Annotated in this window: 20 protein-coding genes; 5 read left to right on the top strand and 15 right to left on the bottom strand. The window is 71.8% G+C overall.

The window, feature by feature from the left end; all coding sequences use genetic code 11:
• Positions 1–109 precede the first annotated feature (109 nt).
• Positions 110–2092, top strand: a complete 1983-nt coding sequence (locus tag BMX97_RS01545) for a methyl-accepting chemotaxis protein (protein ID WP_091744714.1) — start codon at positions 110–112, stop codon at positions 2090–2092.
• 33 nt (positions 2093–2125) lie between these two features.
• Here the strand turns inward: BMX97_RS01545 and BMX97_RS01540 are convergent, their stop codons facing one another.
• The 15 genes from BMX97_RS01540 to BMX97_RS01470 all read right to left on the bottom strand — a co-directional run bounded on the left by BMX97_RS01540 (position 2126) and on the right by BMX97_RS01470 (position 18471).
• Positions 2126–2374 carry a DUF6894 family protein gene (locus BMX97_RS01540; protein WP_091744712.1) on the bottom strand — a complete coding sequence of 83 codons (249 nt, stop codon included), beginning with the start codon at positions 2372–2374 and terminating at the stop codon, positions 2126–2128.
• A 105-nt stretch (positions 2375–2479) separates the two neighbouring features.
• On the bottom strand, positions 2480–3088 hold the full coding sequence (gene leuD / locus BMX97_RS01535) for a 3-isopropylmalate dehydratase small subunit (protein WP_091744710.1): 609 nt from the start codon (positions 3086–3088) through the stop codon (positions 2480–2482).
• 1 nt (position 3089) lies between these two features.
• Entirely contained in the window at positions 3090–4496 is a 1407-nt protein-coding gene (gene leuC, locus BMX97_RS01530; RefSeq protein ID WP_091744708.1) for a 3-isopropylmalate dehydratase large subunit, read from the bottom strand.
• A gap of 263 nt (positions 4497–4759) precedes the next feature.
• Complete coding sequence (locus tag BMX97_RS01525) at positions 4760–6154, bottom strand: FAD-dependent oxidoreductase (RefSeq protein ID WP_091744706.1); 1395 nt, start codon at positions 6152–6154, stop codon at positions 4760–4762.
• Positions 6151–6762: a cysteine hydrolase family protein gene (locus tag BMX97_RS01520; protein WP_091744703.1), complete on the bottom strand. Its 612-nt coding sequence runs from the start codon at positions 6760–6762 to the stop codon at positions 6151–6153. Before BMX97_RS01520 ends, BMX97_RS01525 begins: the two co-directional genes overlap by 4 nt.
• Entirely contained in the window at positions 6759–8825 is a 2067-nt protein-coding gene (locus tag BMX97_RS01515; RefSeq protein ID WP_091744701.1) for a hydantoinase/oxoprolinase family protein, read from the bottom strand. Before BMX97_RS01515 ends, BMX97_RS01520 begins: the two co-directional genes overlap by 4 nt.
• On the bottom strand, positions 8822–10507 hold the full coding sequence (locus BMX97_RS01510) for a hydantoinase B/oxoprolinase family protein (RefSeq protein ID WP_091744699.1): 1686 nt from the start codon (positions 10505–10507) through the stop codon (positions 8822–8824). The genes BMX97_RS01515 and BMX97_RS01510 overlap by 4 nt, the downstream gene beginning before the upstream one ends.
• Entirely contained in the window at positions 10504–11370 is an 867-nt protein-coding gene (locus BMX97_RS01505) for an isocitrate lyase/PEP mutase family protein (protein ID WP_091744697.1), read from the bottom strand. Before BMX97_RS01505 ends, BMX97_RS01510 begins: the two co-directional genes overlap by 4 nt.
• Positions 11371–11740: 370 nt before the next feature.
• Positions 11741–13135: an MmgE/PrpD family protein gene (locus BMX97_RS01500; protein ID WP_091744695.1), complete on the bottom strand. Its 1395-nt coding sequence runs from the start codon at positions 13133–13135 to the stop codon at positions 11741–11743.
• Positions 13136–13138: 3 nt separating this feature from the next.
• On the bottom strand, positions 13139–13840 hold the full coding sequence (locus tag BMX97_RS01495; protein ID WP_091744693.1) for an ABC transporter ATP-binding protein: 702 nt from the start codon (positions 13838–13840) through the stop codon (positions 13139–13141).
• Positions 13833–14579 carry an ABC transporter ATP-binding protein gene (locus BMX97_RS01490; RefSeq protein ID WP_091744691.1) on the bottom strand — a complete coding sequence of 249 codons (747 nt, stop codon included), beginning with the start codon at positions 14577–14579 and terminating at the stop codon, positions 13833–13835. Before BMX97_RS01490 ends, BMX97_RS01495 begins: the two co-directional genes overlap by 8 nt.
• A gap of 4 nt (positions 14580–14583) precedes the next feature.
• Positions 14584–15567, bottom strand: a complete 984-nt coding sequence (locus BMX97_RS01485) for a branched-chain amino acid ABC transporter permease (RefSeq protein WP_091744689.1) — start codon at positions 15565–15567, stop codon at positions 14584–14586.
• Positions 15564–16436 (bottom strand): branched-chain amino acid ABC transporter permease, encoded by an 873-nt coding sequence (locus BMX97_RS01480; protein WP_091744687.1) that lies wholly within the window; start codon positions 16434–16436, stop codon positions 15564–15566. Before BMX97_RS01480 ends, BMX97_RS01485 begins: the two co-directional genes overlap by 4 nt.
• 2 nt (positions 16437–16438) lie before the next feature.
• Positions 16439–17647 carry an ABC transporter substrate-binding protein gene (locus BMX97_RS01475; RefSeq protein WP_244538243.1) on the bottom strand — a complete coding sequence of 403 codons (1209 nt, stop codon included), beginning with the start codon at positions 17645–17647 and terminating at the stop codon, positions 16439–16441.
• A gap of 5 nt (positions 17648–17652) precedes the next feature.
• Positions 17653–18471: a GntR family transcriptional regulator gene (locus tag BMX97_RS01470; RefSeq protein ID WP_091744685.1), complete on the bottom strand. Its 819-nt coding sequence runs from the start codon at positions 18469–18471 to the stop codon at positions 17653–17655.
• A 276-nt stretch (positions 18472–18747) separates the two neighbouring features.
• Between BMX97_RS01470 and BMX97_RS01465 the strand changes: the two genes are divergently transcribed.
• From BMX97_RS01465 to BMX97_RS01450, 4 genes are all read left to right on the top strand, one after another.
• Positions 18748–19818, top strand: coding sequence for a sensor histidine kinase (locus BMX97_RS01465; protein WP_091744683.1), 1071 nt, complete (start codon positions 18748–18750; stop codon positions 19816–19818).
• Between the two features lie 1355 nt (positions 19819–21173).
• Positions 21174–21608 carry a TadE/TadG family type IV pilus assembly protein gene (locus tag BMX97_RS01460; protein ID WP_091744682.1) on the top strand — a complete coding sequence of 145 codons (435 nt, stop codon included), beginning with the start codon at positions 21174–21176 and terminating at the stop codon, positions 21606–21608.
• A complete protein-coding gene (locus BMX97_RS01455; RefSeq protein ID WP_091744681.1) occupies positions 21605–23239 on the top strand; it encodes a pilus assembly protein TadG-related protein in 1635 nt (544 codons plus the stop codon). Before BMX97_RS01460 ends, BMX97_RS01455 begins: the two co-directional genes overlap by 4 nt.
• A 148-nt stretch (positions 23240–23387) precedes the next feature.
• Positions 23388–25835: a bifunctional diguanylate cyclase/phosphodiesterase gene (locus BMX97_RS01450; protein ID WP_091744679.1), complete on the top strand. Its 2448-nt coding sequence runs from the start codon at positions 23388–23390 to the stop codon at positions 25833–25835.
• The last annotated feature ends 104 nt before the right edge of the window (positions 25836–25939 follow it).

Here is a 25939-nt window from a genome sequence, read left to right as displayed (position 1 = left end):
TTATCTGAAAGCACCCGACATTCCATCATCGCTTTAAGCATGGCTTAGCAGGGCTCGCCCACCTTCGCCCGTACGATCGATCGGAGCGAGGCGGCGGAGAGCGATGCGAGTGGACATCAAGGCCGGGCGGCTGGCGCGCTTGTCGATCAGGACCCGGATCATCGCGGGCTTCGCCGTGGTGCTGGCGACGACCGTCGGCGTGGCGCTCTCGGGCACCATGCTGGTGACGGAGGTCAACGGGAGCTTCGCCGAGTACCGGCACAACCGGACCAAGACCGAGCACGTCCGCGCCGTCGACATGGCGATGATGCAGACGCGCTTCGAGCTCAGCCGCTGGCTCCAGCGCTTCGAGCCGGCGGTCCTCAAGGTCGCGCGCGGCCACCTCGACACGTCCCTCGGCCTGATCGAGCGGGGCGGCGCCCTCGGGCTGTCGCCCGACGAACTGGCGCTCAGCCAGGAGATCGCGGCCGCCCTGAAGGTCTACGGCGACGAGTACGCCACCCTCGCCCGGATCAAGGACGAGGAGACGGCGCTGGCGGGCCGGGAGATCGATGAGGCCGGCGACCGGATCGCCCAGGCCCTGTCGCAGCAGCGCACCGACGCCTTCGAGGCCGACGACCTCGACCGGGCCCGGATGCTGAACGCCGCCGCCGACGCGTTCCAGGCCGCCCGCGAGCAGGCGGCGAAGTTCAAGGCGACGGGCGACGCGAAGTCCGCCGCGGCGGCGAACCAGTCCGCGGCGAGCGCCCAGGGCAAGCTCCAGGCGAACGGCGACCTCGCGGCGGCGCTCGCCGCCTGGCGCACGGCGATCGAGCGCGCCACCGCCCTCTCAGCGGAATGGGGCCGGCACCTGACGGTCTCCCGCGAGGCCCGGGACCGCTCGATGACGGCGTCCGGGACGCTGCTGACGGCGGTGAACCGCGACGCGCTGGCACACGAGGAGGATTTCGCCCGCAGTGTCGCGCGCGGGACCACGATGTTCCTCGCCAAGGCGGCCGGCATCGTCCTCCTGGGGATCCTGATCTCGCTCAGGCTCGCCGGCTCGATCACCCGCCCGCTCCGGCGCCTGTCGGACGCCATGGCGGCGCTCGGGCGCGGCGAGCGGTCGGTGTCCGTGCCCGATACCGGGCGGGCCGACGAGATCGGCGCGATGGCCCGCACCGTGGCGCTCTTCCGCGACGGGCTCGTCGAGTCGGAGCGCCGCGACGCGCTCCAGCGCCGCGAGACCGACGCCAAGATGGAGCGGGCGCGCCACCTCGAGGCGCTGACCCGCGGCTTCGAGGGCAAGGTCTCGGCGCTGATCGGGACGCTGACCGCCTCCGCGGGCGAGATGGAGGGGGCGGCGCGCCACCTCTCGACCTCCGCCGCCGAGGCCTCGAGCCTGTCGGCCGGCGTCGCCGAGGCGGCCGGCCGGACCTCCGCCAATGTCGGCGGCGTGGCGACCGCGACGGAGGAATTGTCGGCCAGCATCGGCCAGATCGTGCAGCAGGTCGCCCGCTCGTCGGTCATCGCCGGCCGGGCCGACGCCGAGGCGTCGCGCACCGAGGCGGCGATCCGGGCGCTCTCCCTCGGCACGCGGCAGATCGGCGACGTGGTCCAGCTCATCTCCGGCATCGCCGGCCAGACCAACCTGCTGGCGCTCAACGCCACCATCGAGGCGGCGCGGGCCGGCGAGGCGGGACGCGGCTTCGCGGTGGTGGCCGCCGAGGTCCGCGACCTCGCCACCCGCACGGCGCAGGCGACGGAATCGATCGCCGGGCAGATCGGCGGGATCCAGGCCCAGACCGCACAGGCGGTTCAGGCGATCGAGGCGATCGGCGGCACGATCCGCGACATGAGCGCCATCGCCACCGGCGTCGCGACCGCGATGGAGCACCAGGGGGCCGCCACCGGCGAGATCGCCCGCAACGTCCAGCACGCCGCCCACAGCACGCAGGTCGTGTCCGACCACATCGACGCGGTCCAGCACGGTGCGGCGCATACCGGTGTCACGGCCGGCCAGGTGCTGCAGGCCGCTCAGAGCCTCGCGCATCAGGCCGCGACGCTGGAGCGCGAGATCGGGGGGTTCGTGGCCGAGATCAAGGCGGCGTAGGGGCCGCTTCCCCGGCCGGGCGCGAGCGGCCGCTCAGGCCTGCAGGCGCGGGATCGCCCCGGCGAACCGCGCGATCGGCAGGAACAGGCTGAATCGGCGCTCCTTATCCTCGACGTGGACGATCGCCTCCTTCCACTCCGGCTCGCGGCAGGCCCGCCGCCGCAGCAGGACCGCGATATGCTCCGAGCAGTGGATGATCTCGCCCGGTTCGGCGAGCTCGACGCCGCGCGTGTCGCGGATGAGGCGGCTGCCCACCTGAAAGTGAAAGTAGTAGCAGGACATCCCGCTCCTCCATGAGGTGGCTGTCCTGACTGACTACGACCGCTGGTCTGGGGCTGCCTTAACCCCCATCAAGGGTTTCGGGTTTGGGGGCCCGGGATTTTCCGGTCACGCCCCGGCCGCAGGCACCCGCCAGGGCTGCTCGGCCGCCACCCGGGCCTCGAAGGCCGCGATCGCCTCGGCATGCTCCAGCGTCAGCGCCACGTCGTCGAGCCCTTCGACCAGGCAGCGCTTCTTGAACGGGTCGATCTCGAACGGGACGGCTTGGCCGTCCGGATCGGTGACGGTCTGGGCCGGCAGGTCGACCGTGAGCGCGGCGCCCGGCGCCGTCGCGAGGCGCGCGCGCAAGGCCGCGACCGCCGCCTCGGGCAGGGTCACGGTCAGGAGGCCGTTCTTGGCCGCGTTCGACGCGAAGATGTCGCCGAAGCTCGGGGCGATCACGCAGCGGATGCCGCCATCGACCAGCGCGTAGACCGCGCCTTCCCGCGACGAGCCGCAGCCGAAATTGCGGTCGGCGACCAGGATCCCCGCACCCGCATAGGCGGGCGCGTCGAGGGGGTAGGCCTCGCTGCGGCGGCGCTCGTCGTGGAACAGGAAGTTGCCGTAGCCGGCGCTCCTCGGCTTCTTGAGGAAGCGGGCCGGCAGGATCTGGTCGGTGTCGACGTTGGCGACGTCGAGGGGCACCGCGACGGCCCGGAGGGTCGTGAAAGGCTGCATCTCAGCGGCTCCCGAGGCGGCGGATGTCGGTGAGGCGGCCGGTGACGGCGGCGGCGGCCGCCATGGCCGGGCTCATCAGGTGGGTGCGGGCATTCGGGCCCTGGCGGCCCGGAAAGTTGCGGTTGGTGGTCGAGGCGCAGCGCTCCCCCGCCGGCACGAGGTCGCCGTTGATGCCGACGCACATCGAGCAGCCAGGCTCGCCCCATTCGAGGCCGGCGTCGCGAAACACCCGGTCGAGCCCCTCAGATTCGGCCTGGCGCCGCACCGGGCCGGAGCCCGGCACGACGAGGCCCGGCACCGCGGCCTTGTGGCCGCGCAGCACGCCGGCCGCGGCGCGCAGGTCCTCGATGCGCGAATTGGTGCAGGAGCCGATGAACACCCGGTCGATCGCGACCTCTTCGAGCGGCATGCCCGGGGTGAGGCCCATGTAGTCGAGCATCGCCCGCATCTGCCCGGCCTTGGTGGGATCGGTTTCCGCGCCCGGATCCGGCACCGCGGCGGTGACGGGAAGGGCGGTCTCGGGGCTAGTGCCCCAGGTCACGGTCGGGGCGATGGCGCCCGCATCGAGCGTCACCTCGCGGTCGAACCGGGCGCCCGCGTCGCTCGGCAGCAGCCGCCAGGCCGCCACCGCCTGATCGAACAGCGGGCCCTTCGGGGCGTAGGGCCGTCCCTCCAGGAACGCGAAGGTGGTGTCGTCCGGCGCGATCATCCCGGCCCGGGCGCCGGCCTCGATCGACATGTTGCAGATGGTGAGCCGCCCCTCCATCGACAGGCCGCTTATCGCGCTGCCGGCATATTCGAGCACGTGCCCGACCGCGCCGCCGGCCCCTATCCGTGCGATGATCGCCAGGATCACGTCCTTGGCGGTGACGTGGGGCCCGAGCACCCCGTCGATGGTGACCCGCAGGGTCTTGGGCCGGCGCTGCCACAGGGCCTGCGTCGCCAGCACGTGCGCGACTTCCGTGGCGCCGATGCCGAAGCCCAGCGCCCCGAAGGCGCCGTGGGTCGAGGTGTGGGAATCGCCGCAGACGACCGTGAGGCCCGGCAGCGTCAGGCCCTGCTCGGGCGCCAGCACGTGGACGATCCCTTGCGCCCGGTCGTCGAGGCCGAAATGCCGGATGCGGTGCCGGCCGGCGTTGTCGGCGAGCGTCGAGACCATGTTGGCGATCTCGGGATCGGGGATCGGCCCGTCGCGGTCGCGGGAGGGGACGTAGTGGTCGGCCACCGCGAAGGTCAGCTCCGGCCGGCGGATCCGGCGGCCGGCATGGTCGAGCATGCCGAAGGCGTGGAACGAGCCCTCGTGCAGCAGGTGCCGGTCGATGGCGAGGAGCGCCTGGCCGTCGGGGCGGGTCGCCATGACGTGGGCGTCCCAGACCTTGTCGAGGAGGGTGCGGGGTTGCGGGGTCATCGGGCGTCCTCCGCCGTGTTCAAGGGGGATTGGATCATCGAACGCCGCCCCTTTCCCGGACGACTGAAGCGTCAGCGGAAGGAGATCCGGGATCCAGCACGAAAAGTCGCGAAGCGTCCTCTTGTCTGCAACGGTGCAGCAGGCAGAGCCGCTACGCGGCACTTCTTTCGCGGATCCCGGATCTCCTTGCGCTTCGCTGCCTTCGTCCGGGAAAGGGGAGGGTGTCATGACGCGGGACTAAAGAGATGGTGAGGATTTAAGAACTAACAAACCCCCATCGCCCCCGCCGCTTGGCCCGCGATGCGCCCGAGCGCCACCGCGGCGAGCAGCCCGTTGCCCGAGAGATACCCGCCCGGCCCGGTCCCGGAGACGCCGCAGGCCGCGCCGCCCGCCGCGAACAGGTTCGGGATCGCGGTGCCGTTCTGCGTGAGAACCCGCGCGTCGTCATCGACCACGAGGCCGCCCTGGGTGTGGAACAGCGCGCCCGTCACCCGCACCGCCCGGTAAGGGGCCGTGAGCGCCGGCACGCCCGCGAAGGAGCGCCCGAACGCGTCCCGCCCCCCGTCGCGCTTGAGCGCCTCGACCTCGGCCAGGGTCGCCGCCAGGCCGTCCTCCGGCAGGTGCAGGCGCGCGGCGAGTTCGGCGATCGTCTCCGCCTCGACGATCGCCCCGGCGCTCTCGGCTTTCCGAAAATCCTCGAACTGGCGGGCGATCCCGGCGATACGCGCGTCGAACACCGTGACGACGCTCCCCCCGGGCTGGCGCAGCACTTCCGCCGCCTGCTCGGAATAGCCCTTGCTCTCGTTCGAGAACCGTCGCCCCTCCGCGTTCACCTGGAACCCGCCCTCGGTGACGGTCGCCCAGGTGATCAGGATGCCGTGCGGGTGCGCCACCGAGCCGTGGCCCTGGTGGCCCGAGAGGTGGCGTGTGGCGGCGCCGAGCGCCTCGCCCCAGCGCAGCGCGTCGCCCTGGTTGCCCTCGTGGCCGAAATACAGCGCGCCCGACAGGTCCGGGACATGCTTCGCCACCAGGGCCTTGTTGCCGCCATAGCCGTTGCAGGCGAGCACCAGCGCCCGGCAGGCAACGCGCTCGCGCGAGCCGTCGGGCCGCACGAGGCCGAGGCCCCGGATGGCGCCGTCCTCGGCATAGAGCGTGTCGACCGCGGCCTCGCACAGGATCGGGATTCCGGCCTCCTCGACGGCGCGGGCGAGGCGGTCGACCAGTTCCTCGCCCGACCGACTCGGCAGGCCGTGCATGCGGTTCGCCGAATGGCCCGGGTAGCGGAAGTCGGTGATGACCGAGAAGGGGAGGCCGTGGCGATCGCTGAGCCATTCGAGGGCCGGGCCGACGCTGCCGGCGAGCCGCGCGACGAGGGCCGGATCGGGCTCGTCCTTGGCCTTCGCCATGATGTCGGCGGAGAACAAGGCCGGGCTGTCCTCCAGGCCGGCCTCCCGCTGCCAGCGGGTGCCGGGGGCCGGGACCAGCCCGGCCGAGAGGGCGGTCGAGCCGCGGGGCACGGGATCGCGCTCGATCACCAGCACCTCGGCCCCGGCCTCGTGCGCGGCGAGCGCCGCCACCAGCCCGGCGGCGCCGGCGCCAATCACCGCGACCGGGACCTCGATGTCGAAGGCGATTCCCGCGGCGGAGGCGATCGTCATGCTGACAGCTCCGCCAGGATCTCGGCGACCTCCGCCACCCGGCAGACGGGTTTGAGCGCGTCGATCGCGGTCCGGTGCACGGAGGGCGAGAAGGCCGCGCAGGCATCCGACAGCACGGTCACGGAGAAGTCGCGGACATGGGCGTCGCGCACCGTCGAGGCGACGCCGCCATTGGTGACGATGCCCGACACCAGAAGCCGCTCGATTCCCGCCTTGCGCAACACCCATTCGAGCCGGGTCATGTAGAAGGCCGAGTAGGCGACCTTCTCGACCGTGAGGTCGGCGGGCTGGAGCTCGTCCACCAGCGCGTGGCCCCAGGCGCCGGGCAAAAAATCGCCCTTGCGCAGGAACGGTCGCAGCTCGCGCAGATGGGGCGAGATCATCGGCTCGCCGCCCTTGCCCGGCACCAGCGTGAAGTGGGTCGAGACGATGAACCCGCCGCGCGCCCGGATCAGCTCGGCGAGCGGGCGCACCGTCGCCGGAACGGCCGCGATCTCGGGCGCGGACTGCCCGGCCCGGCCATAGGCGCCGTCCGGGTGCAGGAAGTCGTTCTGCAGGTCGCAGATCAGCAGCGCGGTGCGGTCGATCGGGATGGCAGGATGGCTCATGCGGGCTCTCCCGTGCGGGTGACCACGACGTTGCCGAGCCGGTCGACCCGGGCCGTCAGGTCGGGATCGACCACCGTGGTGGCGTCCGGCTGCTCCAGGATCGCCGGGCCGGGGATCTCGGCGCCGACCGGCAACGACAGGCGGGCGTAGACCGCCGCCTCGTGCCAGGCGCCGGCAAACCAGACCGGCCGGGTGCCGGTGCGGGCGGACTCGAGCGACGCATCCGCCCCCGGCGCGAGCGCCGCGAGGTCGAAATGCGGGCGCCGGCCGATCGCCGCGGTGCGCAGGTTGACGATCCGGGTGCCCAGCCCCGGCAGCAGGCGGCTGAACGAGGTCCGGTAGGCCGCCTCGAACGCCTGCTGGATGATCGCCACCGTGACGCCGGTGGTGCCGTTCTCGACCGTGACGGGGAGGGACACCGCCACGGTGTGGGTCTGGCCGACATAGTGCATGTCGAGCTCGAACACCGTGTCGATGCGCGACACCGTGAGACCGGCCGCCTCGACGACCTCCCGGGCGGCTTGCGCCTCCGCCACCATTCGCCGGTCGAGGGCGGCGGCGTCGAGGCCGGCCAGCGACAGGTTGAGGGTCTGGACCTGATCATGCCGGATATCGGCGATGACGCAGCCGAGCGCCGAGGTGACGCCGGGATAGCGCGGCACCAGCGCGCCACGCAGGCCCACATCCTTGATGAGCGCGCCGACATGCAGCGCCCCGCCGCCGCCGAACGGCACCGCGGCGAACTTTTGCGGATCGTGGCCGCGCTCGATCGAGACCAGGCGGATCGCCCCGGCCATCTTGCCGTCGGCCACCCGCACGATGGCTTCCGCCGCCGCCATCACGTCGAGGCCGAGGGGACCTGCGACGTGCTCCTGGATCGCGGCCTTCGCGGCGTCCACGTCGAGGCGCTTCAGCGCCCCGCCGATCGGCCGCTCGGCATTGATGCGGCCCAGGACCACGTTGGCGTCGGTGAGCGTCGGGCGGGTGTTGCCCTGGCCGTAGCAGACCGGGCCCGGCCGCGAGCCGGCGCTCTCCGGCCCGACCTGGAGCAGGCCGCCGGCATCGACATGGGCGATCGAGCCGCCGCCGGCGCCGATCGTGCTGATCTCGATCATCGGCGTGCGGATGACGAGACCGAAATCGATCGTGGTCTGTGCGGCCAAGGCGGTCTCGCCCTCGACCACCAGCGACACGTCGAAGGAGGTGCCGCCGAGGTCGCCCGTGATCACGTTCGGGAAACCGGCCTCCTTGGCGATGGCGGCGGCCGCGATCACCCCGGCCGCCGGCCCCGACAGGGCGGTGCGCACGGGGAGCCGCCGGGCGGTGGCGGTCGACATCACGCCGCCGTTCGACTGGACGATGTGGAAGCGGCCCTCGAACCCCTCCGATTCCAGCGCCCGGTCGAGCTTGCCGAGATAGCTGCCGACCACCGGCTGGAGGTAGGCGTTGAGCACCGTCGTCGAGGTGCGCTCGAATTCGCGGATCTCCGGCAGGATGCCGGACGAGCGCTCCACGTTGGCGTTCGGCCACACGGCGGCGGCCGCTTCCATCGCGACCCGCTCGTTCTCCGGGTTGGCGTAGGCGTTGACGAAGCAGATCGCCAGGGCCTCGGCGCCGTTGGCGATCAGCGCGCGGGCAGCCTCCGCCACCTGATCCGGGTTCACCGACTCCCGGATCGTGCCGTCGGCGAGCGTGCGCTCGTCGACTTCGAGCCGCAGGTCGCGGTCGACCACGGGCACGAAATCGCCCCACAGGCCCCAGGTGTGGCGCCGGTCGCGCCGGCGCATCTCCAGCACGTCGCGGAAGCCGCGGGTGGTGATGAGGCCGATCCGGGCGCCTTTGCGCTCCAGCAGCGCGTTGGTGCCGACCGTGGTGCCGTGGACGATCGAGGCGAGGCCGGCGACCGGGCCGAAGCCTTTCAGGCCGGCGAGGAAACCCACCGCCTCGTCGCCGCGGTTCGACGGGACCTTGCCGGTCTGGAAGCGGCCGGCGGCCTCGTCGTAGTAGAACAGGTCGGTGAAGGTGCCGCCGACATCGACGCCGACGATGGCACGGGGGGTCATTGCTCGTCTCCGGTCGTCAGGGCGTAGTCGCGGGCGGCGGCCTCCGGGCTCACGTAGCCGAGGCGCAGGTCGCGCTGCAGGGCGTCGCGGTTCCGCTCGGCCGGGTGGCCGAAGCCGCCGCCGCCGGGGGTCTCGAGCCGCACCCGCTCGCCGGCCTTGATGCGGACATCCGTCACCTTCGAGACCATCGGCGGGTTCGCCCAGCCGTCTTGCGTCTGCCAGCCGAAGCGGTTGAGCGCCGCGGAATGCCCGCCCTTGACGCCGAACGGCGCCACCTTGCCGCGCTCGCCCAGCAGAAAGACGTCGGCGTCGGTCAGGGTCTCGATCTCGTAGACGGCCCCGAGCCCGCCGCGATGCGCGCCCGCCCCGGCGCTGTCCGGCCGCAGGGCCCATTGCGTGAAGACCACCGGGTAGGCGGCCTCCAGGATCTCGACCGGGGGTATGGTCGCGGTCGAGATCGGGTTGTTGGCGTGGCTGAGCCCGTCGGTCTCGGGGTTGCCGCCCAGGCCCCCGCCGAAGAACGAGAACATCACCCAGCGCGAGCCGTCGGCCCGGTGGCCGGCGAGCGAGAGCGCGTTGATGGTGCCGAAGGGGGCGGCGGTGGCGCGGTCCGGATCGGCGGCGGCCAGCGCGCCCAGCACCACGCCGATCAGCCGCAGGATCGTCTCGGTGTAGCCCGCCATGGGCTTCGGGGCGCCGGCCCCCAGCAGGGTCGTCTCCGGCACCGTGAAGGTGATCGGCCGCAGGCAGCCGGCATTGGCCGGAACCTCGGTGAAGACGTGCTTGAGGGCGACGTAGCAGGCTGCCACGGTCGTCGCGTGCGAGATGTTGATCGGCCCCTGCGCCGGCGCCGAGGAACGCGAGAAGTCCAGCACCATGCGGTCGCCCTCGATGGTGAGGTCGAGGGCGATGGTCAGGGGCTCGTCGACGATGCCGTCGTTGTCGAGCACGTCCGAGAAGCCGTAATGGCCGTCCGGGAGCGCCCGGATCGCGGCGCGCATCAGGGCCTCGGCCCGGTCGGAGAAGGCCGCGAAGGCGGCGTCCACCGTGGCATCGCCGTACTCGTCGAGGAGCGCGGTGAAGCGGCGCTCGCCGAGGTCGAGGGCGTTGAGCTGGCCGTTGAGGTCGCCCCAGTTCGAGGTCGGGACGCGGGTATTGGCGGCCAGGATGTCGACGATGTCCTGGTTCAGGCGCCCGGCGGAGAAGAGCTTGACGGGCGGGAAGCGCACGCCCTCCTGGAAGCTCTCGGTCGCCTTCGGGTTGTAGCCGCCCGGCACGTTGCCGCCGATATCGAGCCAGTGGCCGACCGAGGCGAGCCAGCAGAAGAGCTGCCCCTCGCGAAAGACCGGGCGGACGAGGCGGAAGTCGTTGAGGTGGGTGCCGCCGCTATAGGGGTCGTTGAACAGGAAGGTGTCGCCGGGCTCCAGGCCGCCCTCGCGCTCGACCTTGGCGATGACGGCCTTCACCGCGAACGCCATGGCGCCGACGAAGATCGGCAGGCCCTTGGTGCCCTGGACCAGGGTGTCGCCGGTGGTGGCGTGGTAGAGGCCGTGGCAGGCGTCGCGGGCTTCCGCGATGATCGGGTTGAACGCCGAGCGGTAGAGCGTCGCGTCCATCTCGTCGGCGATCTGCTCGAGGCGGCCCTTCAGCACCGCCAGGGTGACGGGATCGATCGGGGTCATTGGGCGCTTCCTTCGTAAGCGCGGCCGCGCGCCAGCATCTCGGGCGTGCCGATGAGCGCGTTGAGCTCGCCGAAATCGAACATCCGGTCGGCGAACGGCGTGTTGGTGCCGGCCTTGGCGAGCGAGCCGTAATAGGCCTGGGCGGTGCGGGCCAACGCCCGCACGATGCCGCCGGGGAAGATCACCAGGCGAAAGCCGAGCGCCCCGAGATCGGCGGCGGAGGCCAGCGGCGTGTCGCCGCCCTCGACCATGTTGGCGAGCAGCGGGCGGGTGTGCCCGAGCGCCTTCGTCACCTCGGCGAGCTGGTTGGCCGAGCGCGGCGCCTCGACGAACAGCACGTCGGCACCGGCCTCCGCATAGGCTTGCGCCCGCTCGATGGCGCGCTCGAAGCCCTCGACCGCCACCGCGTCGGTGCGGGCGACGATCAGGGTCTCGGCGCTCACGCGGGCGTCGAGCGCCGCCTTGATCTTGCCGACCATGTCGCCCTGGCCGATCAGGGTCTTGTCCTGGAGGTGGCCGCAGCGCTTGGGGTAGCTCTGGTCCTCGAGCTGGATCGCGCTGGCGCCGGCCCGCTCGAACAGCCGCACGGTGCGCTCGACGTTGAGCGCGTTGCCGTAGCCGTTGTCGGCATCGACCACGAGGGGCGTCGCCACCCGGTCGCGCACCAGCGTGATCGTCTCGGCGACCTCGGTCATCGCGACGAGGCCGATATCGGGCCGGCCCAGCCGCGTATAGGCGATGGCCGCGCCCGAGAGGTACAGGGCCTCGAATCCCGCATCCGTGGCGAGCGAGGCCGTGAGGGCGTCGTAGACGCCCGGAGCGACGAGGACGCGGTCCTCGGCGAGGCGGGACTTCAGGGACATGACGCGGGGTGTTCCTCGTTCGGTTTCATCGCGTTCGTGGGTGGTTGTCCGCTTTCCCCATTGCCGCAGCGCCATCGGGGAAAGGGACAGGCGCGGGTCCCCCTCTCCCGTGTGGGAGAGGGGACAGGGGTGAGGGTGGCACGCTTCCGCAGTAAATCTCAGACCATCGTGCTGGCGGCGGAACGTTCGGAGCCTTTATCGGTACCGTCTCCACCCTCACCCCTACCCCTCTCCCACACGGGAGAGGGGATCCCGCGCCTCATCTTGTCTGTGATGTGTTCATTTATATATTTTGCTGATACAAATAAGGCAGTTTCGATCTGCTTTTGTCAGTGGCGCAGCACGAATCTGGACCGCCTGCACCTTGGGCTCACGCCACCAAAGCCAGCAATTCCCCGATCCCGTCCGCCCGCTCGATCCCCGCCACCGCGCGGATCACCTCTTCGCTCCGCTCCGCCCCCCAGACCGGCCCGGCGAGCGCCCGGAACTTGTCCCGCACGTCGTCGGCCGAGTACGGGTCCTCGGTGTCGCCGCGGTTGGTGAGCGCCTTCGCCGAGAGCTTGCGGCCGTCGGCCAGCGTCAGGGTGACGGTGGCGGGCCGCAGGGACGGCAGCTGCGCCGTCATCGCCGGATCCTCCCGCACCATCACCCGACGGGCGAGCGCGAGGATGCGCCGGTCGGCCCGCGCCTCGTCCCGGAAGGCGTCGGTGTTCGCCTCGCCCCGCACGAGCGCCGCCGCGAGGGCGAAGGGCAGGGAGAACTTCGCCGCCAGCATCGTCTCGGGCGCCGGGTGGTCGAGCTGCGCCGCCCAGACGTAGGTCGCGACCTCGACCGATCGCACGGAATCCGGGTCGAGCGGACCGGACTCGGCGCGGATCTGCGCCAGGGCGTCGAGGGCGCCGTGGGTGTAGCGGCAGGCGGCGTGGCGCTTGAAGTAGTTGCGGGCGATCTCCCAGCGCGCGCCCAGCTCCTCCACCATCGCGTCGGCGGAGAAATCGTCGGCGAGGATGCCGCCATAGACCGTGCCGATCCCGTCGCGCTCGGGCAGGAAGCCGCTCTCGGCGAGGTCCCAGGCGGTGAGCCCGAGCTGGTTGGAGAAGCCCGCATAGGTGTTGCGGACGGTCGCCCCCTCCAGCATCGTGCGCCGGCTGGTGCTCAGACCCAGCGACGAGGCGAGCCCGATCGCCCGGCCGATCATCGCGGCATCGGCGCCGTGCAGCTTCGCCACCGCGAGCGCGGCGCCGACGGTGCCCCAGGTGCCGTGCGGGTGCATCGTCACCCGCAGTTTCGAGGCGATGCCGATCCGCGCGCCGATCTCGTAGCCGAGGACCAGCGCCGCGATCAGGTCGGCGCCCGAGGCCTTGATCTCCTGGGCGACCGCGAGGACGGCCGGGACGACGTGGATCGCCGGGTGGCCGCGGGCGTACTGGTTGCCCTCGTCGAGCTCCAGCGTCGTGCCCGCCGCGCCGTTGACCAAGGCCGCGTCCCGGGGATCGAGCGACAGGCCGCTGCCGATCGCCGGGGCCGCGCCCGTGCGGCGGGCGGCCAGCCGCTCGGCGAGCGCCCGGCACTCCGGCTCGCGCATCCCGGCGGCGATGACGCCGAGCGAATCGAGGAGGACGAGGCGGGCGCGGTCGAGAGCCGCCTCGGGCAGGTCGGAGAATCGGAGGTCGGCCGCGAAGGCGGTCCAGCGCCCGAGCCAGGCGGGGACAGGCTCGGCCATCAACGTGGTGGCCGGCACGATGCCGGGGGTGACGATGCCCATCGCTCAGAGCCCCAGATAGGCGCGGCGCAGGGCCGGGTCGGCGGCGAGCGTCGCGGCGTCGCCTTCGAGCGCGACGGTGCCGTTCTCCAGGATGTAGGCACGGGTCGCGAGATCGAGCGACTGCACCACGTTCTGTTCCACCAGCATGATCGGCAGTCCTTCCTGGTTGAGGGTCCGGACGAGCGTGAACATCTCCTCGACGAGGAGCGGCGAGAGTCCGAGCGAGGGCTCGTCGAGGATGAGGAGGCGGGGTTCCGCCATCAGGCCGCGGCCGATGGCGAGCATCTGCTGCTCGCCGCCCGAGAGGGTGCCGGCGGCCTGGGCCGCTCGCTCGCGCAGGCGCGGGAAGGTGGCGAAGACCCGCTCGACATTCTCAGCGCGCCGCGCCCGGCCGCGGCGGTAGCTGCCGAGCATCAGGTTCTCGCGCACGCTCAGGTTCGGGAAGATCTTGCGGCCTTCCGGGACGTGGATCAGCCCGGCCTCGACGATGGCAGAGGCCGAGGCGTTGGTGATGGTTTGGCCGTCGAAGCGGATCGTGCCGGACCGCGCCGAGACGACCCCGGACAGGACCTTGTTGAGCGTCGTCTTGCCGACGCCGTTGGCGCCGAGCACCGCGACGATCTCGCCCGGCTGCACGGAGAGGTCGAGGCCGCGCAGGACCTCGGTGGCGCCGTAGCCGGCGCGGAGCCCGGAGACCTCAAGCATCGACGGCCTCCTCGGCTTTCATGCGGGCGGCCGCGCCCTTGCCGAGATAGGCCTCGATCACCTGCGGATCGGCGCAGACCTGCCGCGGCGGCCCGGACGCGATCATCCGGCCCTGCGCCAGGACGAAGACCTCCTCGCACAGGGTCATCACCGCCTGCATGATGTGCTCGATCATCAAGATGGTGACGCCGCCGTCGCGGATCGAGCGCACCACCGGCAGGATGTCGCGGATCTCGGAGGGGTTGAGGCCCGCCAGCACCTCGTCGAGGAGGAGGAGGCGCGGCTCGGTGGCGAGCGCGCGGGCGACCTCCAGGCGCTTGCGCCCGGCGACCGTGAGGTCGGAGGCCGGCTTGTCGAGCTGGTCGCCGAGACCCACCCGGGCGCCGACCTCGCGGGCCTTGGCGACGGCGTCGGCGCGCCTGGGGTGGCGCAGATAGGCGCCGACCGCGATGTTCTCGGCCACCGTCAGCCCGGCGAAGGGCTGGACGATCTGGAAGGTGCGGGCGATGCCGCGGCGCGCCCGCAGGTGCGGCGCCTCGCCGGTGATGTCGGCGCCATCGAACAGCACCCGGCCCTCGCTCGGGGTGAGGAAGCCCGAGATCATCCCGAACAGGGTGGTCTTGCCGGCCCCGTTCGGGCCGATCAGCCCGGTGATCGAGCCGGCCGGCACGGCGAGCGAGGCGTGATCGACCGCGACGAGGCCCTGGAAGCGCTTGGTGAGGGAATCGACGGCGAGCATCGGGTCAGGCTCCCACCGGGACGGTGCGCTCGCCGCGCGCCTTGCACCGGCGGCGGAAGGGACGCAGGCCGAGCAGCCCCTGCGGCGCGAAGGCGATGACGGCGATCAGGCAGGCGCCGAACACCACGAGGTCGACCCCCGGGATGCCGCCGGCGAGGTGCTTGGTGACCTCGCCGAGGCCCTGCAGGGCGAGTGCCCCCACGAGCGGGCCGAAGGCGGTGCCGATGCCGCCGACGATCGGCGCCAAGAGCGCCTCGACGGAGATCCAGGTGCCGTAGGCGACGCCCGCATCGAGGTAGAGGAAGGACTGGACGTAGAGCCCGCCCGCCGCCCCGGTGATCGCCGCCGAGAGCGCGATGGCGCGCAGCTTGACCGCGAGGGCGTCGACCCCGAGCGCCCGGGCCGCCTCCTCGTTCTCGCGCACGGCGATGAGGTGGGCGCCGAAGCGCGAGCGCTCGAGCCAGCGCGAGATCAGGAGCGCCACGCCCACGAAGGCGAGGACGAGGAGGTAGAACAGCTTGCGGTCGGCAAATTGCAGGGTCGCGAGGCCCGGCCGCAGGGGCAGGAGCAGGCCGGCCGCCCCCCCGGTGACGTCGGCGGCGTTCGCCAGGATGCGGAAGACCTCCGCGAAGGCGAGCGTGACGAGGGCGAAGTAGGAGCCGCGAAGCCCCGCACGGAAACTCAGGTAGCCGATGGCGAGGCCGACGAGGGCGCCGAGCCCGATTCCCGCCCCGAGCGCCCCCCAGGCGTTCCAGCCGAGCTTCATCTGCAGGATCGCGGTGGCGTAGGCGCCGGTGCCGAAGAAGGCGGCGTGGCCGAAGGAATACTGGCCGCCGAAGCCGCCGAGCACGTTCCAGCCGAGGCCCGCGAGCGCGATGATCAGCGTCGTGACGAGGAAGTTGAGGACGCTGCCCGACAGCCCGAGGAAGGGCAGGGCGGCGAGCAAGGCCAGGGCGAGGATCGCGGGTAGGAGGTCGCGGGCGCTCATGCGCGGGCTCCGAACAGGCCGGTCGGGCGCACCAGCAGCACCAGGATGAAGATCAGGAAGATGCCGATCTGGCCGAGGCTGTCGCCGAGCAGCAGCCCGGAAAAGCTCTCGACGACGCCGATGATCAGGCCGCCGACGAGGGCGCCGGCGATCGACCCCATGCCGCCCAAAACCACGATGGTGAAGGCGACGAGCACGAAGGCGGCGCCCGAGCGCGGGTTGACGTAGTAGGTCGGCATCAACAGGCAGGCGGCGACGGCCAGGCACGCGCAGCCGATGCCGAAGGTGACGGCGTAGACGTGGTCGACCTCGATGCCGACGAGGCGCGCGCCGAGCTTCTCCCGCGCCACCGCCCGGATCGCCCGGCCGGTGTCGGTGCGGTTGAGGACGAGCCAGAGGAGGGCCGTGACGGCGAGCGAGGCGGCAAAGCCGATCACCCGCGGCGTCGAGAGGAGGAGCGGCCCGAGCTCGATCACCTGGAGCGCGGCGTCGGAATCGAGGGCGCGGGTGTCGGAGCGGAAGAGCGCCAGCAACCCGTTCTCCAGCACGATCGACAGGCCCAGCGTGACGAGCAGCACGTTGTTGTCGTTGCCGTGGCTCGCCGGGCCGATGACGAAGCGCTGCAGGCCGTAGCCGAGGCCGAACATCAGGGGCACGATCCCGACCATCGCCCAATAGGGATCGACGTGGACCAGCGCGAAGGCGCCCCAGACCGCGAACATCGCGACGGTGAGGAGCGCTCCATGCGCGAAGTTGATGATGTGCAGCACCCCGTAGACCAGGGTCAGCCCGAGGGCGATGAGGGCGTAGACCGCCCCCGTCATCAGGCCGTTGAGGGCCGCCTCGATCAGGATCTGGGGCGCGTACATCGTCACGCCTTGAGCGGGAAGTTGGCCTTGGCCTCCGCGAAGGCCTCGGGCGCGATCACCTTGACGTCGCCGCCTTGGACCTGGGTGTTGAGCGGGAGCGCCGCGGTGTTCTGGCCGGTGTCGAACTTCGACTGGCCGTACGGCATCACGCCGCTCGAGAAGCTCTGGGTCGAGAGCGCCTCGATGATCTTGAGGCGGTCGGGCGCGCCGGCCTTCTCGATCGCCTCGGCCATCAGGCGCACCGCCGAGTAGTTCATCGGCACGTTGTAGGCGAAGGCCCGGCCCGCGGCCTCGGTGCGCTTGCGCAAGTCGGCCGTCAGCGGGTTCTTCGGATCGGGCCAGTGGTTGCAATCCATCACGCCCTCGGCCGCCTGCGGGAACTCCTTGACGAAGCGCAGGGACGAGGCGCCGCCGCCGAGGATCGCGTAGATGCCCTTCGGGCGGACCCGCTGCTGGAGCATGGTGCGGGCGAGCAGCACGAACTCGCCGTAATAGTTCGACGGGATCACGAGGTCGGGCTGGAGCGAGCGGATGCGCAGCACGACGTTCGCCATGTCGCGGGCCGGGCTCGGATGCGAGACGGTCTCGAGGATCTCGAAGCCGAGCTTCGGCAGCTCGGCCTGGAGGAGCTTGGCGAGGCCGGAGCCGAACAGGCCGTCCTCGTGCACGATCACGACGGTGCGGGCCGGCTTGCCGGCGGCGTCGTTGAGGGCGACGAGGCGGTCGAGCGCGTTCTTCGTCACCATGCCGAAGCTCGGCGAGAACCGGAACGTGTTCTTGAGGCCGCGCTTCGTCAGCTGGTCGGCGACGCCGACATCGATCAGGTAGGGCAGATCGTAGCGCGAGGCCGCCTGGCTCGCGGTGGCGCAGAGGCCGCTCCCGAAGCCGCCGACGATCGCCGCCACGCCCTCGCCGTTCAGGCGCTCGGTCTCCTGCGCCGCCGTCTCGGGGTTCGAGCGGCTGTCGGCGAAGACGATCTCCAGCTTGGCGCCGCCGAGGGCCTTGAGGCCGCCGGCCGCGTTGATGTCCTGGACCGCCAGCTCGGCGCCGAGCTTGCCCAGGTCGCCGTCATTGGCGAGCGCGCCCGTCACCGGCTGGATGATGCCGAGCTTCACGGACGCCCCTTGCGCCCGAAGGATCGCGGGCATCGCCACCAGCGAGGTCGCGGCGAGGCCGGTGCGCAGGACGGCGCGGCGGGAGGGGGCGAGGATCGAGGTCACGGGGCGGGCCTCCTGTGGGTGGGACGGCGGGGGGATTCGGATTTGACCGGGCGCGGCACCGCGGGCGTCCAGCGCCGCTCGCCGGCGTCGCCCGTGCGCACGAGATCCATCTGGAAGGCGTAGCGGTCGGGCCGGTAGAGCGCGTGCAGGTGCTCGACGCCGCGGCCTGAGGGGTCGAACACCACGCGCGTCAGCTCGATCAGCGCCGAGCCGACCTCGAGGTCGAGGGCGCCCGCCACCTCGGGGCCGGCGAGCGTCGCGCCGATCGCCTGGGTCGCCCGGTCGGCGACGACGCCGGAGCGCTCCATCAGCGAGAGGAGCGGCGTCGCCGCGAGATCGGCCTCCGAGTAGGACAGGCCGACCCGCTCGGGGACGTGGGTGGTGAGGTACGAGAAGGGCTGGCCGTCGATCAGGCGCACCCGCAGCGAGCGCTGCACCCGCTCGCCGGGCTCCAGCAGCAGGGCCTCGGCGATGGCGGCTGGCGCCGCCACGTACTCGAACGAAAGGAGCCGCACGCCGGTGGCCCGGCCCATGGCGATCAGCCCCGAGAGCAGGTTCGGCAGATCGGCCACCACCGGCCGGGGACCGGCCGGCGCCTGCACGAAGGTGCCCGAGCCCGGACGCCGGCGCACCAGCCCTTCGCCGGCCAGGAGGTCGAGGGCGCGCCGCACGGTGACCCGCGCCAAGCCGTGCTCGGCGGCGAGCACCGGCTCGCCCGGCAGGCGGGCGCCGTTCGCCAGCCGGCCGCTGGTGATCTGGTCGCGCAGCAGCAGGTAGAGCCGGCGCGCCTTGTGGGGTTCGATCGCGGAGGTCACGGGGCCATCCCTGGCTCGTGGCTTGCATGCCAGTCTCGCGAAGCGGACCGCCATCGGATCCGTCACGCCCTGACCTGTCCGATTATGCAGACAGGTTGCTGTCCGTCAATTGGGACAGGACAACTCCGCTGCGAAAGGGCGCGCTCCGGTTGCACCGGGCCCGGGCCGCCGCCGCGGGGTCGTCCGCGGCCGTCCGCACCCGACCGTGAGCCGGCGCGAGGCGCGACGCCGCGGCGTCTCGCCTCGCGCCGGCCACGCCTGTAGACCGGTGCCGCCGTGACGCCATCCGTGATCCTGCCCGTGCCGCCACACGCCACCGACCCCGCCGCTCTGAGCGCGCAGCTCGAGGAGAGCGCCCACCTGCTCGAGCTCGCCGTCGAGGCCGCGGATCTCGGCCTGTGGTGGCTGAGCCTGGACGCCGACACGCTCAAGGGCTCGCCGCGCTGCCGGCGCATCATCGGCTTCCCGAGCGAGGCGCCGCTGCGCTACCGGCAGTGGCTCGGCATGCTGCACCCGGACGACCGCGACGAGAACCACCGCCTGGTCCAGGCGGCGTTCGATCCGGCCGGCGACGGGGGCTACCGCACGGCCTACCGGCTGCTGCGGCCGGACGGGCAGGTGGTCTGGATCGCCGCCATGGGCCAAGTCGAGTTCGCCGGGGAAGGGGCGGCGCGACGCGGCCTCCAGCTCGTCGGCACCTTCCGCGACATCACCGCCGCCCGGCAGGACGAGGAGGCGCGCGCGCTTCTCACGCGCGAGTTGAGCCACCGCATCAAGAACATCTTCGCGGTCGTCACCAGCATGGTGTCGCTGAGCGCCCGGGACTACCCGGAGGCCAAGCCCTACGCCCGGGAGCTACGCGAGCGGATCGACGCCCTGTCGCGCGCCCACGACTACGTGCGGCCCCACGTCACCGAGGACGGCGCGGGCGGCGGGGCGACGACGACCGTCCAGGGCTTGCTCGACGAGTTGCTGGCCCCCTACCGGGCGACCGGGCCCGACCGCATCCGGATCCGCTGCGCCGAGGCCGCGATCGGCGAGCGGTCGGCGACGGCGCTCGCCCTGATCGTCCACGAGCAGGCGACCAACGCCGTGAAGTACGGCGCGCTCGCCGCGCCCGAGGGAGTGGTGCGGATCGACGGCACGCGCGACGGCGACACCTACCGCCTGCGCTGGCGGGAGGAGGGCGGTCCTCCGATCGAGCGGGCGCCGGACCGGCAGGGTTTCGGCACGGTGCTGGCGGCCCGCAGCGCCCGCGACCAGCTCGGCGGCGCCATCGCGTACGACTGGGCGGCGACGGGCCTCGTCATCACGATCGACCTGCCGGTCGCGGCGCTGCTGAGCTAGAGCATTTTTCGACGAAGCGGATGCCGGTTCGTCGAAGAAAATGCGGCAAAATCAAATACCTGGAGCGCTTCGCGATTGCAGCGCACGGTACACGACAGTGACGTGGATCCGCGATGATTATGTCTCCCACCCGCGACCTCATCCTGAGGCGTTAGTCGATCGAAGATCGACTGACCTTGAAGGAGGACTCCAGATGTCGCTGCGATCTCTGGAGCCCTCCTTCGAGGCTCAGCGATCTTCGATCGCCCGCACCTCAGGATGAGGTTGTGTGTGGGAAAGCCTCGACACAGAAAGGCTTCACGCCCGTGTCGCGTGCCGTGATTGCAGCGCGATCATGAAGCGCTCTAAGCAGATTTCGCCGAAGTGGTTACCGGTTCGGCGCCGAAAATCTGCGACAAAACAAGAACCTAAGCGGGCGAAGCGTTGGCCCGCCAACGCAAGTCTGCTTAGGACGGCGCCGGTCGCGACGCGGAACACGGCGCCGGCGCGGGGTCGGGCCGGCAGAACCCGATCGAATTGAGGTGAAACTCTTATCCCGCACTCGACTCGATCATCGGGATGGGGTCGCAATTCGAACGAGACATTTCCTCTCGATCTCGATCCCACCAAGCAAACGAGCTCCCATGCTCTCCGGACCGTCGTAGGCCGATCCGTTTCACGGCCGACCGGGGCATCAGCGGAGGAAGACCCGGGACGGGGGTGTCACGGAACGCCAGCCCGTCGGCAGGCCCGTTCGTCGGTGTCCGATACCGTGGTGTCGCAATCGAACGCTGCTCCGGATCTTCACGATCGGTGCCTTCTATTGGCCAACACGCGGCACCCAGGTCGTCGGACCACAGGTCCACGGATCCATTCCTCTCTGTCCAGGACCGGGAGACGGCGAGAGACCTGCGCCGAACCGCACGCGCAAGGTCATCGGGCGAGATCGCCGAGAAGGATCGCGGGAAAGGATTATCGATCGCGATACACTGGCACGGCGGCGATACCGATACCGCCACGGAACAGTTATCTGAGGTTAAACTGCGATCATGCCGTCCAGTCAGACTACGCTGCGATATTTATAATCTTGATATTTGTCTTTGAAAATACAAATTTTGATCAATTAAGTGCTTGATGCCGCTTTTTCGACCGGTCAGACAATCTAATTGGGTCACTGGCGCCGGGAGCACGCCGTCCGATTGCAGACAAACCGGCGGTCTACCGCCCGAGGGCTGCCGCTTGCCGTCCGACAGGACGCGAAAGCATCGCGGCTCTGCGCCGATCTTGAAAGGATCGCGTCTTTATTGAGGGTATTAACTTATGTGAAACCTCCGTGTCGTCAAATCAATTCCAGGTTGATCAACCGGGAGTTGCTCATGCCGACATCACGCACGCTCGTGGCCGCGTTCGCGCGGCAGAAATCGGGCTCGGCGGCGGTCGAATTCGCGATCGTGGCGCCCGCCCTCCTCGCCATGCTCTTGGGAATCATCGCGTTCGGGAGCTATCTCGGCGTCGCCCACTCCCTGCAGACCGCGGCCAGCGAATCCGCGCGGGCGGCCGTGGCGGGGCTCGATCCGGCCGAGCGGATCGCCCTCGCGACCTCGGCGGCACAACGTAGTGTTGTCGTCGGCTCGGTCCTGCGGGCCGACGCGGTCACCATCGAGGCGAAGCCCGACGACGGCGATCCCAACCTCTTCACCGTCACCCTGCGCTACGACCTGAAGACGACGCTTCTCAACGTCTTCCCCCGGTCGGTGCCGCTGCCCCAGACCCTCTCGCGCTCCGCGAGCATCCGCCGGGGCGGCCTGTGAGGGCGCGGCTCGGACGGCTGCGCGCCGACGAGGCGGGGGCGATCCTGCCGCTCGTCGCCCTGGTGCTGGCGATGCTGTGCGGCTTTGCCGGCCTGGGGGTCGATCTCGGCCTCGTCTACCTCGAGAAGCGCCGCATCCAGTCGGCGGTCGACCTCGCCGCCCTCGCGGCGGCCCGGGCGAGCGACGGCGCCGCGGCGGCGACGCGGGCCCTCGTCGACAACGGCTACCGCATCCCCGACGACGTCACGGTCGTCCCCGGCACCTACGTCGCCGACCGCACGATCCCGCCCGCGCGCCGCTTCACCCCGGGATCGAGCACCCCCAACGCCGTGCGCATCCACCTCGCCAACACGGTCAGGACTGCCTTCACGCGGATCGTCGGCGGTCCCACGAGCTTCGTCGTCTCCGGCGACGCGACGGCCCGGCGGGCCGAGCTCGCCTCGTTCGGCATCGGCTCGCGCCTCGTCGGCCTGGACGCGGGCATCGCCAACGCGCTGCTGTCGCGCCTGCTCGGCACGACCGTGTCGCTCTCGCTGATGGATTACCGCGCCCTCGCCGGCCTGCGGGTCGATGCCCTGGGCTTCCTGCGCGGCGCCGCCCCCCGGCTCAGCCTCCAGGCCGTGACCTTCGACGACGTGCTGGCCGGCAGCCTGCGCCTGTCGGACTTCGTCGCCCTCCTCGGGCAGGCCGCCGACCCCGCCGGCGGCTCGGGCGCCCGCCCCGCCCTCAACGCCCTGACGGCCGCCCTGAGCGGCACCGGGACCTCGGTCCGCCTCGCCGGGCTGCTGAATGCGGGCGAGGTCGGATCGACGCCGATGGCGCAGACCGGCGAGGCCTTGTGGGTCAACGCACTCGACATGATCGGCGGGGCGGCCTTCCTGGCCAATGGCGGGCGCCAGGTCGGGCTCGACCTCGGCACGGCGATCCCGGGCCTCCTGCGTGCGACGGTCTCGCTGCGCACCGGCGACGCCTGGCGCACCTCGGGCTTCACCGGAATCGGCGGCAGCCTGAGCACGGCCCAGCAGCGCATCCTCGTCGAGCTGTCGATCCCCGGGCCGGTCGGCCTCGTCGACCTCTCCTTGCCGATCATGATCGAGCTGGCGCCGGCCCGCGCCGTGCTGCGCTCGGTCGTCTGCCCATGGAACGCCTCCGGCGAGCGGACCGCGACGCTCGACGTCTCGACCGGCATCGCCGCCCTGTCGATCGGCGCCGTCCCGGCCAACGCCCTCGATCTCGGCAGCCCGCGCGGCGCCCCCATCCCCGCGACGATCCTCAGGGCGCCGCTCCTCTCCGTCACCGGCGTGTCGTCGGTGCAGCTCGGCGCCTCGACCCGGTCCCTGACCTTCGCCGACGACGACATCCGGACCGGGCGCGTCCGGACCGTGTCGACGACGACGCTCGTCAGCTCGGCGACCGCCTCGCTGCTCGCCAACCTCGACCTCCAGGTCAACGGCCTCTCCCTCCCGGGCGTCATCGATCCGAAGGGTCTCGTCACCGGGATCCTCGGCGCCGCAGCGGGGCCGATCGACAGCCTGCTGTTCTCGATCCTCGGCCTCGCGGGCGTGAAGCTCGGCGCAGCCGACGTGGCGGTCACCGGCACCCGGTGCGGCGGCGCCGTCCTGGTGCAGTGAGGCCGGGACCCCGCTTCCACCGGCCGGTCGCCTCCCGCCCCGACGGTCCCTCGCTGCCGCTCTTTTCCCCTTCTTCCCCCCTTCGCCGCGCCGGGCCGATCGCCCGCGCGTGCGCCGGGGCACGCCCGTCTCACCCGGAGGTCGTCCGATGTATCGCCCGATCGCCTGCCTGGTCGACCAGCACGCCGCCTGGGTCGTCCCGCTCGCCGGCCTGATCTGCTGGGTCTCGCTTCACACGGCCCTGCGCCTCAACCGGCACAGCCTCGACACGGTCGGGATGGGGCGCTGGGTCTGGCTCGTCGTCGCGAGCTTCGCGGCCGGGGCGGGGATCTGGTGCACGCACTTCATCGGGATGCTCGGCTACGATCCCGGCTTCACCATCGGCTACCGCCTCGACGGCACGCTCCTGTCGCTCGCGGCCTCCGTCCTCTCGGTGCTCGCCGCCTTCGGGGCGAGCCGGGCCCGCGACCGGATGGCGGGCTCGCTCGGCGCCGGGCTGATCCTCGGCCTCGGCGTCGCGGCGATGCACGGCGTCGGCACGCTGAGCCTCCAGGTGCCCGGCACGCTCGCCTTCGACCGGCCGCTGGCGCTCGCCGCCGTCGTGGTCGGCTGCGCCCTCGCCGCCGCCGGATTCGCGATCCACGGCGGTCGCGCCCGGCCCCATACCCGCCTCGTCGTGGCGAGCGTGCTCACCGCCTCGGTCGCCGCCATGCACTTCACCGCGATGGCCGCCCTGGAGATCGTGCCCGACCTGATGCCGGTCGAGACCGGGGCGATCCTGCCCCGCCTCGTGCTCGCCGCCGGCATCACCACGGTGATGCTCAGCATCCTGGGCTTCGGCGTCCTGGCGCTGTTCGCCGACCGCACCCTGCGGGCCAACGCGGCCCTGCGGGCGAGCCAGACGGCGTTGCGCGTCAGCGAGGAGCGGCTGGCGCTCGCGGTCGATACCGACGGGCTGTGGGACCTCACCCTGACCACGGGAGCGATGTGGCTGTCCGACCGCTGGCAGACGATGCTCGGCTACGCCCCCGGCGAGCTTCCCGGCCGGATCGAGACCTGGCAGTCCCTCGTCCACCCGGAGGAGGCCGCGACGCTGGGGCGGCTCCTCGACGAGCACCTGACGGGGCGCAGCGCGGTCTTCGAGTGCGAGCACCGCCTGCGCCGGCGCGACGGCGGCTGGTGCTGGGTGCTCGCCCGCGGCAAGGTGGTGAGCCGCGACGGCCCCGGGGAGGGCGGCCGGCCGGTCCGCATGGTCGGTCTCCAGGTCGACACCACGCTGCGGCGCGAGGCCGAGCGGCGCATCGCCCACATGGCCCTGCACGACGCCCTGACCGGGCTGCCGAACCGCGTGCTGTTCCGCGAGCGCCTGGGCGGGCGGCTCGCCGGCACCCGGGACCGGCGCGGCGGCGTCGCGGTGCTGGCCTGCGACCTCGACCGCTTCAAGGCCGTCAACGACACCTACGGCCACCCGGCGGGCGACGCGCTCCTCAAGGTCGTCGCCGACCGGTTGCGCGGCGTCGTGCGCGGCGCCGACACCATCGCGCGGCTCGGCGGCGACGAGTTCGCCATCATCCTCGACGGGATCGACGACCGGCGCTGCGTCGAGGGTATCGCCCGCCGCCTGATCGACGCGGTGGAGCGGCCGGTCCCGCTCGGCGGCGTGGTGGCCGGGGTCGGGATCAGCATCGGCATCGCGCTGGCGAACGGCGAGACCGATGCCGACGACCTGTTCAAGAAGGCCGACATCGCGCTCTACCGGGCCAAGGCGGACGGTCGCAACACGTTCCGCCACTACGTGCAGGGGATGGACGAGGCGCTCACCCGCCGCGCCCGCCTCGAGCGCGACCTGCATGCGGCGCTCGGGGGAACCGGCGGGCTGACGATGCACTACCAGCCGATCCTGCGCAGCGCGGACGGCACCCTGTGCGGGTTCGAGGCGCTGATGCGCTGGCACCATCCCGAGTTCGGGCTCGTCCCGCCCTCGGAGTTCATCCCGCTGGCCGAGGAGTCCGGCCGGATCGTGGCGCTCGGCGCCTTCGCGCTCCACGAGGCCTGCCGCGCGGCGGCGCGCTGGCCCGAGGGACTGCGGGTCGCCGTCAACGTCTCGGCGCTGCAGCTGCGCCAGCCCGGCCTCGAGCAGACGGTGCTGGCGGCGCTCGCCGGGGCGCGGCTGCCGGCGGCGCGCCTCGAGATCGAGATCACCGAGAGCATCCTCGTCGAGGACGATCCCGTCTCGCTCTCCTGCCTGCAGCGCCTGAAGGCGCTCGGCGTGCGCATCGCGCTCGACGATTTCGGCACCGGCTACTCGTCGCTGAGCTACCTGCGGCGGTTTCCCTTCGACCGCATCAAGATCGACCGCTCGTTCATCCGCGACATCGCCGACCCCGACACCGCGGCGATCGTCGGCGCGGTCGTCGGGATGGCGGCGCATTTCGGCGCGACCGTCACCGCCGAGGGCGTCGAGACGCAAGCCCAGCGCGAGGCCGTGCGGCTCCTCGCCTGCGCCGAGATGCAGGGCTACCTCTTCGGTCGCCCGGTCCCGGCCCGGGAGGCCGAGGACGCGATCGGCCGCCATGCCGGCCGCAAGGCCGCCTGACCGCGCCCCGGGGCGTGCCCCCGGGTGGTCGAAGTGACGCGGGCGCGCCGGCCCTCCCGGTGGCTGCGGGCGCGGTATCGTGTCCCCCGGGCGCGATCGACGAC

The sequence above is a fragment of the Methylobacterium sp. ap11 genome (genome assembly GCF_900110515.1).
GTDB classification, from domain to species: Bacteria; Pseudomonadota; Alphaproteobacteria; order Rhizobiales; family Beijerinckiaceae; genus Methylobacterium; species Methylobacterium ajmalii.
This window is presented reverse-complemented; position numbering and strand designations above follow the sequence as displayed.

Excerpts from the sequence above, each read along its gene's own strand:
- BMX97_RS01540 (WP_091744712.1), bottom strand. The coding sequence starts at position 2,374 with ATGTCCTGCTACTACTTTCACTTTCAGGTGGGCAGCCGCCTCATCCGC.
- leuD (WP_091744710.1), bottom strand. The coding sequence starts at position 3,088 with ATGCAGCCTTTCACGACCCTCCGGGCCGTCGCGGTGCCCCTCGACGTC.
- leuC (WP_091744708.1), bottom strand. The coding sequence starts at position 4,496 with ATGACCCCGCAACCCCGCACCCTCCTCGACAAGGTCTGGGACGCCCAC.
- BMX97_RS01525 (WP_091744706.1), bottom strand. The coding sequence starts at position 6,154 with ATGACGATCGCCTCCGCCGCGGGAATCGCCTTCGACATCGAGGTCCCG.
- BMX97_RS01520 (WP_091744703.1), bottom strand. The coding sequence starts at position 6,762 with ATGAGCCATCCTGCCATCCCGATCGACCGCACCGCGCTGCTGATCTGC.
- BMX97_RS01515 (WP_091744701.1), bottom strand. The coding sequence starts at position 8,825 with ATGACCCCCCGTGCCATCGTCGGCGTCGATGTCGGCGGCACCTTCACC.
- BMX97_RS01510 (WP_091744699.1), bottom strand. The coding sequence starts at position 10,507 with ATGACCCCGATCGATCCCGTCACCCTGGCGGTGCTGAAGGGCCGCCTC.
- BMX97_RS01505 (WP_091744697.1), bottom strand. The coding sequence starts at position 11,370 with ATGTCCCTGAAGTCCCGCCTCGCCGAGGACCGCGTCCTCGTCGCTCCG.
- BMX97_RS01500 (WP_091744695.1), bottom strand. The coding sequence starts at position 13,135 with ATGGGCATCGTCACCCCCGGCATCGTGCCGGCCACCACGTTGATGGCC.
- BMX97_RS01495 (WP_091744693.1), bottom strand. The coding sequence starts at position 13,840 with ATGCTTGAGGTCTCCGGGCTCCGCGCCGGCTACGGCGCCACCGAGGTC.
- BMX97_RS01490 (WP_091744691.1), bottom strand. The coding sequence starts at position 14,579 with ATGCTCGCCGTCGATTCCCTCACCAAGCGCTTCCAGGGCCTCGTCGCG.
- BMX97_RS01485 (WP_091744689.1), bottom strand. The coding sequence starts at position 15,567 with ATGAGCGCCCGCGACCTCCTACCCGCGATCCTCGCCCTGGCCTTGCTC.
- BMX97_RS01480 (WP_091744687.1), bottom strand. The coding sequence starts at position 16,436 with ATGTACGCGCCCCAGATCCTGATCGAGGCGGCCCTCAACGGCCTGATG.
- BMX97_RS01460 (WP_091744682.1), top strand. The coding sequence starts at position 21,174 with ATGCCGACATCACGCACGCTCGTGGCCGCGTTCGCGCGGCAGAAATCG.
- BMX97_RS01450 (WP_091744679.1), top strand. The coding sequence starts at position 23,388 with ATGTATCGCCCGATCGCCTGCCTGGTCGACCAGCACGCCGCCTGGGTC.